This is a genomic window from Robertmurraya kyonggiensis (genome assembly GCF_005116465.1).
Taxonomy (GTDB): Bacteria; Bacillota; Bacilli; order Bacillales; family Cytobacillaceae; genus Robertmurraya; species Robertmurraya kyonggiensis.
Genome location: NZ_SWBM01000001.1, coordinates 482,616 through 499,343 on the forward strand (window position 1 = coordinate 482,616; position 16,728 = coordinate 499,343).

At 37.8% G+C, this 16,728-nt stretch carries 16 protein-coding genes and 1 pseudogene; 13 read left to right on the forward strand and 4 right to left on the reverse strand.

The window, feature by feature from the left end; all coding sequences use genetic code 11:
* Positions 1–370 precede the first annotated feature (370 nt).
* The 3 genes from FA727_RS02415 to FA727_RS02425 all read left to right on the forward strand — a co-directional run bounded on the left by FA727_RS02415 (position 371) and on the right by FA727_RS02425 (position 3,480).
* Positions 371–1,663: an ammonium transporter gene (locus FA727_RS02415; RefSeq protein ID WP_136829135.1), complete on the forward strand. Its 1,293-nt coding sequence runs from the start codon at positions 371–373 to the stop codon at positions 1,661–1,663.
* Between the two features lie 110 nt (positions 1,664–1,773).
* Positions 1,774–2,751 carry a DUF294 nucleotidyltransferase-like domain-containing protein gene (locus tag FA727_RS02420; RefSeq protein WP_136829136.1) on the forward strand — a complete coding sequence of 326 codons (978 nt, stop codon included), beginning with the start codon at positions 1,774–1,776 and terminating at the stop codon, positions 2,749–2,751.
* Between the two features lie 6 nt (positions 2,752–2,757).
* Positions 2,758–3,480, forward strand: a complete 723-nt coding sequence (locus tag FA727_RS02425; RefSeq protein WP_194138499.1) for an exonuclease domain-containing protein — start codon at positions 2,758–2,760, stop codon at positions 3,478–3,480.
* Between the two features lie 42 nt (positions 3,481–3,522).
* On the opposite strand, the gene FA727_RS02430 is transcribed toward FA727_RS02425, so the two are convergent.
* Positions 3,523–3,798, reverse strand: a complete 276-nt coding sequence (locus tag FA727_RS02430) for a YqhV family protein (protein ID WP_136829137.1) — start codon at positions 3,796–3,798, stop codon at positions 3,523–3,525.
* 178 nt (positions 3,799–3,976) lie between these two features.
* Here FA727_RS02430 and tgl point away from each other — a divergent pair, with 178 nt between their 5' ends.
* The 10 genes and pseudogenes from tgl (at position 3,977) to FA727_RS02480 (ending at position 13,305) form a co-directional block, all read left to right on the forward strand.
* Complete coding sequence (gene tgl / locus FA727_RS02435; protein WP_194138500.1) at positions 3,977–4,702, forward strand: spore coat transglutaminase TGL; 726 nt, start codon at positions 3,977–3,979, stop codon at positions 4,700–4,702.
* Between the two features lie 96 nt (positions 4,703–4,798).
* Positions 4,799–5,014, forward strand: coding sequence for an inner spore coat protein YmaG (gene ymaG, locus FA727_RS02440; RefSeq protein ID WP_136829138.1), 216 nt, complete (start codon positions 4,799–4,801; stop codon positions 5,012–5,014).
* A 267-nt stretch (positions 5,015–5,281) separates the two neighbouring features.
* On the forward strand, positions 5,282–5,386 hold the full coding sequence (locus FA727_RS02445; RefSeq protein WP_136829139.1) for a YjcZ family sporulation protein: 105 nt from the start codon (positions 5,282–5,284) through the stop codon (positions 5,384–5,386).
* A 75-nt stretch (positions 5,387–5,461) separates the two neighbouring features.
* Positions 5,462–5,545 (forward strand): annotated as a pseudogene (locus FA727_RS24880) (YjcZ family sporulation protein); the annotation flags it as partial.
* A gap of 191 nt (positions 5,546–5,736) precedes the next feature.
* Positions 5,737–7,317 (forward strand): peptide chain release factor 3, encoded by a 1,581-nt coding sequence (locus FA727_RS02455; protein WP_136829141.1) that lies wholly within the window; start codon positions 5,737–5,739, stop codon positions 7,315–7,317.
* Positions 7,318–7,891: 574 nt separating this feature from the next.
* Entirely contained in the window at positions 7,892–9,271 is a 1,380-nt protein-coding gene (gene nhaC / locus FA727_RS02460) for a Na+/H+ antiporter NhaC (RefSeq protein WP_136829142.1), read from the forward strand.
* A 117-nt stretch (positions 9,272–9,388) separates the two neighbouring features.
* Complete coding sequence (locus FA727_RS02465) at positions 9,389–9,859, forward strand: hypothetical protein (RefSeq protein ID WP_136829143.1); 471 nt, start codon at positions 9,389–9,391, stop codon at positions 9,857–9,859.
* 234 nt (positions 9,860–10,093) lie between these two features.
* Positions 10,094–11,269 carry a DUF5667 domain-containing protein gene (locus FA727_RS02470; protein WP_136829144.1) on the forward strand — a complete coding sequence of 392 codons (1,176 nt, stop codon included), beginning with the start codon at positions 10,094–10,096 and terminating at the stop codon, positions 11,267–11,269.
* A gap of 180 nt (positions 11,270–11,449) precedes the next feature.
* Positions 11,450–12,202 carry an RNA polymerase sigma factor SigI gene (gene sigI / locus FA727_RS02475; protein WP_246041669.1) on the forward strand — a complete coding sequence of 251 codons (753 nt, stop codon included), beginning with the start codon at positions 11,450–11,452 and terminating at the stop codon, positions 12,200–12,202.
* A complete protein-coding gene (locus tag FA727_RS02480) occupies positions 12,199–13,305 on the forward strand; it encodes an anti-sigma factor domain-containing protein (RefSeq protein WP_136829146.1) in 1,107 nt (368 codons plus the stop codon). The genes sigI and FA727_RS02480 overlap by 4 nt, the downstream gene beginning before the upstream one ends.
* Positions 13,306–13,357: 52 nt before the next feature.
* Here FA727_RS02480 and FA727_RS02485 read toward each other — a convergent pair whose 3' ends face one another.
* The 3 genes from FA727_RS02485 to glcD all read right to left on the reverse strand — a co-directional run bounded on the left by FA727_RS02485 (position 13,358) and on the right by glcD (position 16,677).
* Complete coding sequence (locus FA727_RS02485) at positions 13,358–13,558, reverse strand: alpha/beta-type small acid-soluble spore protein (protein WP_136829147.1); 201 nt, start codon at positions 13,556–13,558, stop codon at positions 13,358–13,360.
* 384 nt (positions 13,559–13,942) lie between these two features.
* Entirely contained in the window at positions 13,943–15,268 is a 1,326-nt protein-coding gene (locus FA727_RS02490) for a (Fe-S)-binding protein (protein ID WP_136829148.1), read from the reverse strand.
* Positions 15,265–16,677: a glycolate oxidase subunit GlcD gene (gene glcD, locus FA727_RS02495; protein ID WP_136829149.1), complete on the reverse strand. Its 1,413-nt coding sequence runs from the start codon at positions 16,675–16,677 to the stop codon at positions 15,265–15,267. The genes FA727_RS02490 and glcD overlap by 4 nt, the downstream gene beginning before the upstream one ends.
* Positions 16,678–16,728 lie beyond the last annotated feature (51 nt).

Here is a 16,728-nt window from a genome sequence, read left to right on the forward strand (position 1 = left end):
ATACTACCTAAAATAATATAGATATTTCACGAAATAGTCAATAGATTCTTGTTTGTTATTTTCAATAGATGATTGGAGCGGAGAGTATGAACTGTTGAGGGAGTAGCAATACAAAGGAAACTTAATGGGGCGATATTCCGCGACGTACTCGAAATTCCTTGTTGAAGGCGAGTGCACGAAGTGGAAATTAACAATGACCAATATTAAATTTTTCATGTTAGGTTTTATAACATAAAATTCAAAAAACTCTAAAATTGTTATTGACATATGGGATTTATAGAGTAAAATTAGTATTAATTACAAGATGTTATATTTCCTAACATTAAGATGTAAAGAAATATAACGAATAATAGAAAGGGGAGAATGTTTAATGGATGCTGTCGTTTTGATGGATAATCTGTGGGTAGCGATTGGTGCAATTTTAGTATTTTTTATGATTGGTGGATTCATACTACTCGAAGCAGGTTCCACAAGAATGAAGAACGCAGGTCATATTGCTGGAAAAACAGTTTTTACGGCGGGACTTGGTTCACTGGTTTTCTGGGCTGTCGGTTATGGTTTTACTTACGGAGATGGGAACGCATTTATCGGATTATCTAATTTCTTTTATGGAGATGCTTCTACGGTAGAAGAAGGGTTAACTCCTGCAGTAGATTTTTCGTTCCAGGTAATGTTTGCAGTTGTTTCATTGACTATTGCATTTGGTGGATTTGCTGAACGAGCAAAATTAGCTGCATATGTGATATTTGCAGTTCTTTTCACAGCTTTAGTTTACCCAGTAGTTGCACACTGGATTTGGGGTGGCGGTTGGTTAGCAGACCATGGAAAGCAAGACTTTGCTGGTTCAACGGTTGTTCACTTAACAGGTGCGATGGCAGCATTAGCTGCAACGTTGATCTTAAAACCTCGTATTGGGAAATATAATAAAGACGGTTCTTCAAACAATCTTGCAGGACACAACCAAGTATATACTGCATTAGGTGTCCTTATCCTTTGGGTAGGTTGGTTCGGATTTAACGGAGCTAGTACATTTGGAGTAGCTGATGGATTTTTAGGATTCGTTATCTTAAATACACAATTGGCAGCTGCTGCTGGTGCGGTTGCGGCGATGTTTACTTCTTGGGTTGTAACGGGTAAAGCTGATGTTCCAACTACATTAAATGGTGCCCTTGCTGGTCTTGTTGCAATTACAGCTTCTTGCGGATTCGTTGCTCCATGGGCGGCGGTTGTCATTGGTCTTGTAGGTGGAATTATGGTTGTATTCAGTATGAAATGGTTTGATAAAGCGAAAATCGATGATCTGATTTCTGCATTATCTGTTCACGGTACTGTTGGGGTTTGGGGTACACTTTCTAATGGATTGTTTGCTCTACCAGCGCTATCAACGGATATCGATTGGGGCCAAGCTGGATTATTCTACGGCGGTGGCTTCCACCAATTAGGCGTTCAAGCATTAGGTGTTGTTGCTTCTGGTGCATATGCATTTGTTGTGGCATTCATTTTATTAAAAATCATGGATAAGGTCATGGGTGGTCTTCGTGTTACAGAAGAAGAAGAAATCATGGGTCTTGATATGAGTGAGCATGGAAGCTATGGATATCCAGAACAATTTGAAGCTTCAACAAGTGTAAAAACTGAATCACCTTCCGTGAATTTAAGCTAAATTCTTTATAGGAAAATGGTAAAATAAACGAGAAAGAAGGCCTCTTTTAAGAGGCTTTCCTCTATTTCAATGGGCTTTTTCCCACTTAGGATGTAAAGGGTGTGGGTATCGTGTCAATACATGCAAAAAACTCATATGCAAGTTTAAAAGAATGGAAGGATGAAAATATATCTTTCCATTATTCAGATCCGGCTCAGCTAAATGAGTTCCATGATCAAACGATGAAAAAAGTGTTCGAATTGGCGCTTGAACAAGTTGAGACACAACCACCATGCGAGTTTTCATGGTTTATTACAGGTAGTGGTGGAAGATTTGAACAAGGACCCATTAGTGACCAAGACCATGGGTTGATTTATGAAGTCTCGAATGAAGCATATGACGAATATTTTATAAGACTTGGGAAGGAACTCGCATACGGTTTAAATGAAGTCGGTTACCCGTATTGTCAAGGAAACGTAATGAGTTCTAATCCGTTATGGTGCAAATCATTGGATAGTTGGAAGCAGCAACTGCTTGCCTGGATGGAAGAGGCATCATGGGAAACGGTTCGGAATCTGCAAATTTTTTACGATGCGCGTAATTTGCAAGGAAATAAATCCTTTGTTCACGAGCTAAAGGATGTGATTTATCTTTTTCAAAAGGAGCATACCTCCCTTTTAAAACGGTTCAAGGAAAATGTCATGCATGTTAAAAGTGCAGTTGGCCCACTTGGACAATTTATTGTTGAAGAACACGGTCCCAACGAAGGGGCAATTAACTTGAAGTATACAGCCTTTTTGCCTTATGTGAATGCCGTTCGTTTACTTGCGATCAAAGAGGGAATTTATGAAACATCAACACTTGACCGAATTGATCAATTAATACGTATAAATGGATATGGAGCAGGCTTGAGGGAAAGTAAGAAACATTTTCTAGACCTGTTGAAATATCGAACCTCGCTTTATCAATCTAAGACGTATGATGATACCCATTTTTTAAAAGTTAAGAAGCTTAGTAGGGTGGAGAAAAAGGAAATAAAACAGATTTTAAAGGATGGGAAAAGACTTCATCATTATGTCTCAGATCTTATTTTGCATGAATGGAGGTGATGAGCAGTGGCTTTAGATTCTTTTCGGCAACTAATGAGAGGGATCCAAGGGAGATTTACTTTAACGGAAGGTGCTAATTTACAAAACTCGCAGCAAATTGCCTTTTTGCGTCAAATGCAGAAGGAGTTAAAGCAGGAAAACTCTTTGAATGTGCCCTTAGAAAAAATGAGTGCTGTCGTTTTCGATATTGAAACAACTGGATTTTATCCTGAACATGGAGATGAAATTATTTCGATAGGAGCTGTAAAAGTAAGAAATGGCGAAATGGTAGAAGATGAAGTATTTTATTCACTTGTTCAATATACACAAGAACTGCCTGAAGAAATTGCGAGTCTAACGGGCATTACTTCGACTGATTTAAAAAATGCTGAGCCATTATCTGAAATACTGCTTCGTTTTTTTGATTTTGTTAAAAATGATACTTTAGTGGCTCATCACGCCATCCATGAAAAGAACTTTTTGCAGAATGCTAGCTGGAAGCTTTTTCGGACCCCCTTTAAGCATCGAATCGTAGATACATCGTTTCTTTATCGGATTGCAGATCCTGACCTAGGATTAACGAGATTAGAAGATTTATGTATTCACAATGACATCGAAGTTATAGAGCGTCATCATGCGCTTGGAGATGCTAAGCTAGCTGCAAAATTGTGGTGTGCGTATATAGAGAAAACGAAGCAATTAGGCTGTCGTACGTTGAGCGATGTGTACGAGCGGCTAGCAAGAAAATAAAAGGTCGATTCGTAACGATAAACGAATTGACCTTTTGCTTAATTATGAACTTTTAACTCCATAAAGAATAAGTCCGACCCCACAAAAAATCCACAGCATTTTTGCAAAGGAGACTTTCTCCGCGATTCCAATTAATCCAATGGTCGTTGTTACGATTAATACAATCGGTCCGATTAACGCAAGGGAACTATTAATGATTAGGGCCTTCTCAACGTTATTAACCTTTAGAAAAAGAAGTGCTGCCATTATTTCAATACTGCCTGATAACATTCGGAGAAGAGCCATCCCTATAATTGCTTTTTCTAAAAACTGAAACATAATGACCTCCCTCGGTATTTTTTCCATTCTAATTGTATGCATAAGAACAGAAGAGAAGGACAAGTTCGTGAAATTATTTTTCATGGTGGAGCAGTGGGTTTTTCCATTGATGCCTACAAACCCTTTTAAATAGGGGCGCATAAACTATAGCAAAAGAAGTATAGGAGTGCTGCCCAAGATGATTATAATGATGGGTACTTTGCTTTCAGACCCACCAGCATCAACACTTTCTGATATAGAGAAGAAGATATATGAGGAGCTACAAAAAAGTGAGTTGCCTCATTATTATTCGTCACGGAAACAGTTGAATTTTGAATTATTGTTGCGAAAAAATATTATAGATGCTGCAAGACGACTTGCGAGAGTACCAGTTGAGTTTAATATATTTGAAGAGTCTAGATTCAATCCACGTTTTTGGACAAAGACGATTCATGGCTACCGCCTTAATCCAAATGTTCTTCCTTCAGAAGCAATTGAAGATATATATGCAAATGGCCATGAATATGCTTTTGAATGCTCCACGGCCATTGTGATTATTTATTACTATGCTGTATTGAGATCGATAAACCGCAATCTATTTAATCGATTATTTCAAAATTTGTTAGTTTGGGACTGGAGCTATGATGAGGATTTGCGCATTATAACGAAAGCTGGGACGGAATTTATTCCGGGTGATGTCCTTTATTTTCATAATCCTGATCATCAGGAGCCACAATGGATTGGAGAGAATACCGTCTATTTGGGAGATAATCTGTATTTCGGGCATGGTACGGGGATCAGGACGAAGGAAGATATGATTAGAGCCCTAAATACATTACGAAAACCTTTCGCTACAAGATCTGCTTATCTTTTATCACAGTATAGTCGTCTGGATTTCAATTATCTTTCTCAATTTGCGATTTGAATTTTCTTTTCTAAAACTGGACATAAACCCAAAAATTTTCGGGAGATATGCATATTCTAGGATTGGGAACACATTTTTAGATGAGGAGGAGAATAGATGCATCAAGTACCTAATTATATATATAATGCGCCACAATATGATGTAAGACTTGGAAGAAGGCCATTTGGAAGGCCGTTCGGGCGTCCTTTTGGATTTGGATTCGGAGGATTCGGCTTCCCATTAGGATTTATCGGTGGTTTAGCTGCAGGATCTCTTATTCGCCCACCGTTTTATCCACCTTACCCACCATATTGGGGAGGATGGTGGTATTAACCACCTAGTTCTTAGTTCTGATACTAGCCTATCAAAGGCTGTATCAGACTTTACATAAATCGATTGGAAATCACAGGCTGAGTATTGTCTGTGATTTTTTTCTAATATTTAATGAGGAATGGATTTTCCTTCTTGTTTTGTTCAAATACATACTTCCCCTCCACTTTTGACTCACGGACAACCACCTAAAAATGTGCATTTGTCTATTCCCACATTTAATCCATGATGAATAGGATATATAGACTTATGATAAGGAGGTCTAAAAATATGTCAGAAGAATACGGCTATGGCGGCGGATTTGCCCTATTAGTAGTACTGTTTATTTTATTGATTATTATCGGTGCTTCTTGGGGTTACGGCGGCTTTTACTAAGGATTTGTCGGTAAAGGAGGAGACATGATGTACGGATTTGGTTACGGTGGCTATGGCTACGGTGGTGGCTATGGAGGCGGTTACGGCGGCGGATTTGCTCTAATCGTAGTTCTATTCATTCTCTTGATTATTGTTGGAGCAGCTTGCTTTAAATGGTAAAAGATAATGAAGGGAGGCTGGGGAAACCTAGCCTTCTTTTATTGTGTGCGTGCAAAATCGATTGATCTTTGGACTATATAAAAGGTGGGAAATTTGCTATAATATATCGTTGCAGGTATTTTTTAAATTAGTGTAGATGGATTTTTAAATAATGATATGAATTTGATTTGATGGAAAGGATACAAACATTTATGGCAAAAAACTTTAAGGATGAGGTTTTATCTCGCCGTACCTTTGCAATTATCTCCCACCCGGATGCCGGGAAAACAACGCTGACTGAACAGCTTTTGCTATTTGGTGGTGCTATACGTGATGCGGGGACTGTTAAAGGGAAAAAGACGGGGAAATTTGCAACAAGTGACTGGATGGAAATTGAGAAACAACGTGGTATCTCGGTAACATCGAGTGTGATGCAATTTGAATATCAAAATTGTCGCGTAAACATCCTGGATACACCAGGGCACCAAGATTTCAGTGAAGATACTTACCGTACACTTACAGCTGTAGACAGTGCTGTAATGATTATCGACTCAGCAAAAGGGATCGAGGAACAAACATTGAAGCTTTTCAAGGTTTGTCGTATGCGTGGAATTCCGATTTTTACCTTCATCAATAAGCTTGACCGCGAAGGTAGAGCACCATTAGAACTTCTTGCTGAACTTGAAGAAGTTATGGGCATTGAATCGTATCCAATGAACTGGCCAATTGGGATGGGAAAAGAGTTCTTAGGAATCTATGACCGTTTCTATAAGAGAATTGAACAATTCCGTGTGGATGAAGATAAGCGTTATATCGAATTAAATGAGGATGGCGAAATCGAAGGGGATCATCAGCTGAAAACATCGGGCTTGTATGACCAAACACTTGAGGAAATTATGCTCTTGAATGAAGCAGGCAATGAGTTCTCTCGTGAAAGAATCGAAAAAGGAGAATTAACTCCTGTCTTTTTTGGTAGTGCATTGACGAATTTTGGTGTACAAACCTTTTTAGAAACCTACTTACAATTTGCTCCATCACCACAGGCGAGAAACTCATCTGAAGGCAAAATTGATCCTTTAAACGAAGAGTTTTCTGGATTTATCTTTAAAATTCAAGCCAATATGAACCCTGCTCACCGTGACCGAATTGCGTTTCTTCGAATCTGTTCTGGAAAGTTTGAACGAGGCATGACGGTTAACATTCCGAGAATTGGAAAACAACTCAAACTTGCGCAATCAACTCAGTTCATGGCTGATGACCGGAGCACTGTGGACGAGGCGGTTAGTGGAGACATCATCGGCCTATATGATTCAGGTACGTACCAAATAGGTGATACGTTAACAATTGGGAAAAATAAATTCCAATTTGAAAGATTGCCACAGTTCACGCCTGAATTATTTGTGCGCGTTACTGCGAAAAACGTCATGAAGCAAAAGCATTTCCATAAGGGAATAGAGCAACTTGTACAAGAAGGGGCAATTCAGCTCTTCAGAAATGTCAGAACAGAGGAGTATCTACTAGGTGCAGTTGGTCAGCTTCAATTTGAAGTGTTCGAACATCGTATGAAAAATGAGTACAATGTGGAAGTCATTATGGAACGACTTGGTTCAAAGATTACTCGCTGGGTAGAAAATGAACAGGTCAATGAAAACCTGTCGGCTGCTCGAAGCATCCTAGTAAAAGATCGCTATGGAAAGTTAGCATTCTTATTTGAAAATGACTTTGCATTAAGATGGTTCCAAGACAAAAACCCTGAAGTTAAATTATATAATCCGATGGATGACTATTCATAGACCCGTAATTAAAACGACCTATTCTAAGTCGTTTCAGAGCGTAGACAAACTGGAAAATCTTCGAGTTTGTCTACGCTCTTTGTTTAATGCCCTGTTATTGTTCATTGTTGACTTTTTGATTTTCGACAGGTATACCCACTTAACCGAAGGATTTCCGTTTATTTTGAAAAATTAATAGGTCTTAGGTGAAATAGGCGGAGATCTTCCGCTAAAATGACCCAAAATACATTCAAATTTCTAAAAATGTATAGCTTAACCGGAAAATTTCCGCCTATTTATAGCGAGGTTAATTTTTTGATTTAGGAGGAATTTTTCGCCTATTTATCAACTTACTGGCGCTAGCGCCTTACAGCTCGGCGCACGCCCGGAAAGCAAGTGCCCGTAGCGGAAATCAACGGATTCTAACGACAATGCTATTTGTCGGCAGTTTGAAGCGACCTATTCTGGTCGTTTTTTATTTTTTGTTGACAGCTACGCAAAATAATCATATATTGATATAGTAATGTTTTGCTTTAACGCTCAAAAGCGTTTAAGTGCGAAAATATTAAAATAATCAACTAGTGAGGACAGAATAATGAACAAGCAACAAGCTGTAATCAAGCCTTCAACCATGGAAGCTTTATTACTTACGGTTATAATACTGGGTGGAGTCAGTTTTTCGATCATTAAGTATGAAGCGGTGCCACATATTCCAATTTTCTTTGCGATTTTTCTTTTACTAATATATGGAATGCTAAAAAAGGTCTCCATTCAGGCACTAGAAAAAGGGATGATAGACGGAGCCAAATCGGGTTTAGGCGCAATAATGTTGTTCTTCTTGATCGGGATGCTTATAAGTAGCTGGATGGCGAGTGGAACAATTCCTACTTTTATTTATCTTGCATTGGAATTTGTGAACGGGAATTTTTTCTATGCTATAGTGTTTGTTGTAACGGCAATAGTAGGATTAAGCATTGGCAGTTCCTTAACAACTGCTGCGACCATAGGGGTTGCTTTTATCGGTGTGAGTAGTGCATTAGAACTCTCTTTACCGATTACAGCGGGAGCTATTATTTCCGGTGCATTTTTTGGAGATAAAATGTCTCCATTGTCAGATACGACAAATCTTGCCTCGATGGTAGTCAAGGTCGATTTATTTGAGCATATCAAAAATATGATGTGGACGACGATTCCTGCATTCATTGTTGCACTTATTCTTTTTGCTGTAATGTCGCCAAAAGAAGCATCTGCAAGTTTCACTCAGCTTTCTAGTTTTAAGGGAACGTTGAATTCGCTAAATTTAGTGCATTGGTATTCACTTATTCCATTTGTTTTATTATTCATTTTAGCCTTCAAAAAAATCTCAGCGATTGTAACCTTATCGTTTGGTATTCTCTCTTCATTAATACTGGCCTTTTTTGTTCAGCAAGAATTTAGTTTTCAAATGATGATGAAGCTGTTATTTTCAGGTTACGAGATTAATAGTGGGGTAGCAGTAATTGACAGTCTTCTTAATCGTGGAGGAATGGAGAGTATGATGTTCTCCATGTCATTAGTTATCCTTGCGTTAGGATTAGGTGGATTATTGTTTACGCTCGGAATCATACCTGCTTTATTAGATGCTATTTCACAATTTTTGTATAAGGTACCTTACTTATTTCTAGCAACCGTTTCAACAGCAATTGGCATCAATTTTTTAGTGGGAGAGCAGTACTTATCCATCCTTTTGACGGGGAATACGTTTAAGCCATCATTTGAAAAAGCAGGATTGCGAATGAAAAATCTTTCAAGGGTACTTGAGGATGCGGGTACTGTCATAAATCCGTTAGTACCTTGGGGGGTTAGTGGGATATTCTTAACAGGTGTACTTGGAGTGGAAACATTTGATTACTTACCATATACATTTTTCTGCCTTCTTTGTCCAATTATTACATTAATTTATGGATTTTCAGGCTTTGCAATTACAAAAAAATAATCGCGAAAAAACAGTCTTATTTTTGCTAAGGCTGTTTTTTTCTTCAAAGAATCTTTTACAACATAATATTTATAAAAACGCGAATCCTAGTAGTATACATACAGACTAGGTGATTATATGAAAAAAATTGGAAAGCTTGAAGCGGTGTTTTGGAGTATTGCTTTGCCTGGCTTTGCCCAGTTATTGATGGGCCAACTCTTCAAAGGAAGTTTATTTGTATTTCTAGAAATTCTGATAAACGTTATGGGTCATTTTAACACTGCTATTATGTATAGCTTTCTAGGGGAAACAGAAATGGCCTTACGCATAGTAGATTATCAATGGCTTATGTTTTACCCGTGCTTATATATGTTTGCCATGTGGGATGCTTATCGAAGTGCTTCTCCAGAAACTCCAATTGAAACCCTCACTTTTTTACCTTTTGTTTTTGGGGCTTATTTTATTACGGTAGGATTAATGTATTCACCTAAGGTTGAAATATTTGGTGTAATTCCAGGCCCAGTTTTTTTTCCAATGATGGCACTTATTCCTGGATTACTGATTGGTCACATACTTAGAAAAATTTTTTTATTGATAAGAAAGACTTAGATGAATTTGTGGTTATATTGACGGATCCCATTCTTTACAAGTGGTCAGGTCTAGTGGGGGAAGCGTATGTAGGACGATCATCCTCTAACTATTTTCCTGATGTATCAAGTACGTGAAATCAAATATTTTTGTACAGATGATCAACGATTTTTTTCCACCCCCACATTTTTTTGTGCGATTTCGTACCTTCTTAGTGAATGGCGGCTACCGCTAAAAAACACAAGAGGTGCAGATATGATGAATAACACAAAGAAAAAAGTAATGGCACTAGCTACAGCAGGATTAATTGTATTTTCTACAACAACTGCATTTGCAAATGAAGGCTCTGAAGATTTGGGTCTAGAAGTGGTTACAGAAACGAACACGAATGTTGATACGGAACTTGAAAACATTACAAATGAAGAAAATGAAGTGGCTACTGAAGAGCCAGCAGTATTACCTGGTAGCATTTTCTATTTTGTAAAAACAGCCTTTGAAAAAATTAGATTAGCCCTTACATTTGAAGATGCAAAGGAAGCGGAGCTACTTGCAACTTATGCTCAGGAAAGATTAAAAGAGGCAGAAGCTCTATTTAAGGATGGTCAAGAGGACAAGGCTTTACAAACGATTTATGATGCTCTTAAAAATTTGGAGAATGCTGACGAAATGGTAGATGAAGAAAAAACAGACGAGGAATCAAGGGAAACAGCTGAACCTGTAACTGAAGAAAGTCAGGATACGCAAGAACCTGCTGATACAGAAGAAACAACTAATGATGAGACAAACAAAGAAACAGATTCTACTGAATCAGAGGAAATTACTGAAGATGAAAAACTTGATGATGTAGAAAAGGTAATCTCCCAAAACATCATCGCGTTAAAAGCAGCACTTGAAAAAGTGAAAAATCCAGCAGCAAAGGTTGCTCTTCAAAGAAATATTGAAAAAAGCTACGCGAAGCTTGCTCGTAAGATGGAAAAAATCGCTGAAAAGAAAAAAGAGCTTGAAGCTTCAAAAGATTTTGTTCCAGTTGAAGTAAAAGCTGAGAGCAATGTAAAAGTCGAAGCAAAAGAGAAAGTAAAAGCTGAGATGAAAGCGAAGGCAGAAGCAAAAGCAATAGCAGAGGCTAAAGCAAAAGCAGAAGCTTCTGTAGTAGTTGAAGCACAAAAAGTGCAACCATTGAAAAACAAACAGACAGAAACAAAACAAAAAATTAAAGACATGAAAAATGAGCATAAATCAAATGTCAAACAAATAAAGAATGAAATTAAGGAAGTTAAGAAGCAAGTTAAGCAAGATGTTAATATCGACAAGAAAGTGGAAAAGATTGAAAACAAGCTAGAAAAACATATCCCTGTTAAAATTGAAAAGAAAAATTTTGACAACAAAGGTTCCTTCCACCAAGAAAATAATTGGAACCATCAAGGAAGATAAGAAAAAAAGAATCAAAAGTCTATACACTCAAAGGCTGTCCTTACAGCCTTTGGGAACAATTTTTATAAAATCCAGAAAATACCCATCCCTCTCATAAACAAGAAATTTTCACATTTCCAAATCCTTACCCTTAAAAAACGGACAGACATAGCGTAATATATAATATGTGATCCGAGAGGGGTGAGACTGTTGCTTGGTTTATTGTTTATGGCAAGAAAAAAGAAAAAATCACTAGAGGAAACTGTACACTTGGTGCAGCAAGGTGATCATACTTTACAAAACGAACTTATTGAAACTTATAAACCATTTATTGCAAAATCAGTTTCTTCCGTTTGTAAGAGATACATTACTGAAGCCGATGACGAATTTAGCATTGGTTTGATTGCATTTAATGAAGCGATACAAAAATATAATTCAACTAAAGGAAGCTCTCTGTTAAGTTTTGCTGACGTGCTAATAAAGCGTCGAGTTATTGATTACATTAGAAGTCAATCAAAGCATAAAAACGTCAGTCTTCACATACACGAGGATACGGAAGATGAAAGTCCACAGGTTTCGATTGAATCGCAACTTTCAATGGATGAATACCAAAAGAAAACAGAGGCTGAGCATCGAAAAAATGAAATCATTCATTTTTCTCAGCTCTTACGAGAATATGAACTTTCGTTTGATGAACTTGTTAAAAATTCGCCGAAACATGCAGATGCTAGACTGAATGCGATGAAAGTAGCCCTCGCTTTAGTGGAGCAAGAACCCCTTCAACAGTTCTTAGTAGAGAAAAAAAAGCTGCCAATTAAGCAGCTAGAAGAAGCTGTTAAGGTAAGTAGAAAAACGATTGAAAGAAATCGTAAGTATATCATGGCCATCTCGTTAATTTTGATGGGAGACTATGTTTATTTAAGAGATTATATTAAAGGGGTGTTGGAAACGTGAGAAAAGGCATTATTATGGATATGAATGAACGTTTTTTAACATTATTAACCCCTGATGGTGAGTTTCTCCAAATTAATCGACAAAAGTACGATTATGAGATTGGCCAGGAGGTACCAATTCCCATTACAGAGAAGCAGAAAGCTACGAATTTTTCTTTTTTTCATTCATTAAAAGGAAAATCATTAGCGGCCGTGGCTATTGCCAGTATACTAGCACTTATTACCTTTATTCCATTTAATCAAAATGAAGTCTATGCTTATATGAGCATAGACGTAAATCCAAGTATTGAGCTTGGAGTCAATGAAGATTTAAAGGTTATTGAGCTTATTCCTTATAACGAAAGCGGAAGAACACTCATTGAAGAATTAGGCAACTGGAAGAAAAAGGATCTTAAAGCATTGACAGAAGAAATTTTGGCAAGCCTGAAGGGAAAAGGTTATCTTAAAACGGAACAAGAAATCGTCATCGGGACTGTTCATACAGGTGAATCAAAGGAAAAAATAGAAAGCAAACTTGAGGAAGCGCTTAAAGAAATAGAAGAAAATATTTCGGATGAAAAGGCAAAAGTGATTTCTTATGAAGCAACTGAAAAAGAGCGTGAACTTGCTCAGGAAAAGGGCTTAACAGCGGGTAAGCTAATTTCTGAGCAGAAGAGCAATCAATCAGAAAAACCGACTCAAGCTGATAAACATGTGGCGCCGAAAGTAACTCCAAAGGCTCAAAATCCAAGTGTGAATAAAGAACAAAATGGAGTTACTAATAAGACTCCAACTAATGAAGCAAAGAAACAAGAGAATCAATCGCAAAACAAGAAAATAGAAAAATCTGAATGGAATGAAGAAAAGTTTAAGAATGAGGTTAAGAATAAACTTCAGGAAAAACATGGTGAAGTCGAAAAGATTATTGAAGATAAAGCAAGTAAGCTTCAAAAGGAATTGGAGAAGAATGATCAACTTAAGGAAATCGAGCGCAAATTGAACGATGAAATTGAGAAGAGAAAGAACAACTTCAATAACTATAATAATAATCAAAATAACCACTTCAATAACAATAACTATTTCAAGCCATTCGAAAATTACAAAAACAATGAACATCATAGATGAGAAAAGTCCGGCAGAGTATGCCGGACTTTTTCCATGGTATATTAAATTTGAATTATTGTTGGTTTTGACCAGAAAGACCTGCCTGAGCCTGTTTCACAAGTCTCTTTGTGATTTCTCCGCCTACTGATCCGTTTCCTCTTGATGCTGTGTCAGAACCAAGTTGTACACCGAATTCTTGAGCGATTTCATATTTCACCTGGTCCATATATTGTTCAATACCAGGAACTAATAGCTTGTTACTGCTTCTTGCCATTTCTCTCAACTCCTAATGAATAGTCTTAAAAACACGCTGTTTTCTTACTGATTGACGTTTTTTCGTAAATGTCCTAATTTTTTTCTTTGAAAAAAATCTAAAGCCGACATTTACACCTCCTACGTGGTTTAGTGCTACAAATTATTTTTGCACGGCACTTTTCGCTAACTTTTATTGTTTTTAAGAGGCAATATGGTTTGTCATTTAATCAATTTTTATCTAACAACAATTTTTGCGAAAAGAGCCTTATAATAAGAGATAAAATATCCCTGTAAAAATAGTATTTGAAAAATCGTAGGTTCCATGAGTGGAAAAGACTTGAAACGGAGAATAAAAAAACTATGAACTTTTCCCGAAGGAAAGGTGCATAGTTTTTTTAAAAGATTATTCTTGTACTGCTTCCATTAATAGATCAACAATGTGAACAGCTCGCATTTTTTCACTGAGTTCTTCTCGTTCAATACCGAGCTTCATTTGAAGTAGGCAGCCAGGATTTGCAGTTACAACTGTAGAAGCATGAGTCGCTTTTGTCTGTTCCATTTTGTAATCGAGAATCTGCATTGACATCTCGGACTCGATAATGTTGTAAATACCAGCTGAACCACAGCAACGATCAGCATCTTTCATTTCTGTATAGTCAATTCCTCCAATGGCTTGAAGCAATGCTCGAGGTGCAGCAGACGTTTTCATGACATTTCGTAAATGGCAGGAATCCTGATATGTGACGATTTGATAAGGTAATTGTAGTTTCACCTTTTTATGAAAATCCACTTCATATAAGATTTGTGTGATATCTTTGATTTTATCCTTAAAGGCTTTCGCTCTGTCTTTCCATTCAGGATCATCTTTTAATAAGTGGTCATAATCAACAAGGAAAGCACCGCAGCCACCGGCATTCGTAATAATGTAATCGACATTTAAATCCTCGAATGCCTTAATATTTTTCTTAGCTAACGCCTTCGAACCATCTTTTTCACCGCTATGGCCATGAAGTGCACCACAGCAGTTTTGGTCTTGCGGAATAACGATTTCACAACCCGCTAATTGCAATAGCTTCATTGTTGCATTATTGGTTTCAAGAAACATCGTATCCATGAGACATCCTGTGAAAAAGGCAACACGGTTTGTTTTAGGAGCCACCGCGGGTAAAAATTCAGGGCGATTTTTCATTTCCTTCATTGTTGGAACCTTGGGCAGAACTCTTTCCATTGTTGTTAAGCTTTCTGGGAAGAGTTTCATGACACCAGTTGACCTTGCAACCTTTTGCAGACCGGAGCGTTGGTAAAAGCCTAATAATCCAGTTAATGTTCTCATCCGGTTTTGATGAGGGAATAATCCTTCAAAAACCGCTTTTCTCACCGTACGTACGGGAAGAGAATGTTTTTTATTTTGGTTGATAATGTCACGAGCTTCTTCTAGTAGATGTCCATAGTTAACACCTGATGGACAAACTGGTTCACAAGCTCGACATCCAAGACATTGATTTAATGATTGTTCAAAATCTTCATCTGGTTCAATTAAGCCGTCAACGACCGCTTTCATAAGGGCAATACGACCTCTCGGCGAATGGGATTCCTTGTAACCAGAGGTGATATAGGTTGGGCAGCTAGGTAAGCAAAAGCCACAGCGCATACAGTTTAAGAGCTCATCTTGATCCATTCTATCTTGGAAAACATTCTGTATTGTTTGTTGTTCCTGTACTGTTGTCATTGTCCTACCACCACACGTTTTCTACTATCTTTCGCGAATACCTTACCAGGATTCATGATGTTATTCGGATCAAGTCCATTTTTAATTGCTTTCATCGCTTCAATACCAGCTGCACCTAGCTTTAACTCAAGATAAGGTGCTTTCACGACGCCAACTCCATGTTCCCCGGTAATGGTTCCACCTAATTCAATCGCCTTAATAAAGATTTCTTCAAAGGCTTGCTCCACACGTTCCATTTCTTCTTTGTTTCTTGCATCTGTTGGTACAGTAGGATGAAGGTTTCCGTCACCTGAATGACCAAATGTACAAATTGGTAAGTTGTATTTTTCAGCGATTTCATTAATCGCTTTAACCATTCGAGCAATTTCAGAACGCGGTACTGTTGCATCTTCCAATATAGTAGTTGGTTTAATTCGTGCAATCGCAGATAAAGCAGTTCTTCTTGCTGTTGTCAGAGCTTCTGCTTCCTCAACTGTCTTAGCCATTTGTACAGATACAGCCTGTTCTGACTTACAAATATCAGCGATTTTAGCCATATCTTTTTCCACTTGTTCTGGTGAGCCGTCTTGTTCGATTAAAAGGACTGCCTTTGCTTCAGTAGGTAAGCCGATTTTGACATAATCTTCTACTGCCGCAATCGTTGGCTGGTCTAAAAACTCTAGGGTTGCAGGAATGATTTTATTGGCGATAATTTTCGAAACGGTTCTTGCAGCAGCCTCAAGGTCTTCGTAAAGTGCTAAAATCGTTTTCTTTGTTTCTGGAATTGGAACGAGCTTTAGTATCGCTTCTGTAATAATTCCAAGTGTTCCTTCTGCTCCTACATACAATCTTGTTAAATCGTATCCGGCTACGTCTTTCGCAAGTTTGCCACCAGTTCGGATAATATCGCCATTGGCCATAACGATTTCTAAGCCCATGACGTAATCTCTTGTAACTCCGTATTTTAATCCGCGTAAACCGCCGGAGTTCTCGCTAATATTTCCACCGATAGTAGATGATTTCATGGAGCCTGGATCCGGTGGATAGAAAAGTCCATTTGCTTCTGCTTTCTTGATAACATCAAGAGTGATAACACCTGGTTGTACCGTCATCGTTAAGTTGTCTAAATCCAATTCAAGAATTTGATTCATATGCTTAAATAAAAAGACGATGCCGCCTTCTGTCGGACAAGTTCCACCGCATAGATTCGTTCCGGTACCTCTTGGAACGATTGGGATTTTATGTTCGTTACAAATCTTCACTAATTCAGAGACTTCTTCTGTATTACGTGGACTCACAACTGCGTCAGGTAGTGCCTGTAAATCTGGTGTTGCGTCATATGAATAACAAAGTCTACCTACTTTACTATCATCATAATTTTCCGGACCGATGATGGCGATCATCCTTTTCTTTATCTCTTCAGTAATCATAAGTGCCATTCCCCCAATTAAATATCTTTCGTCTAAAGCGCTTACACTTAA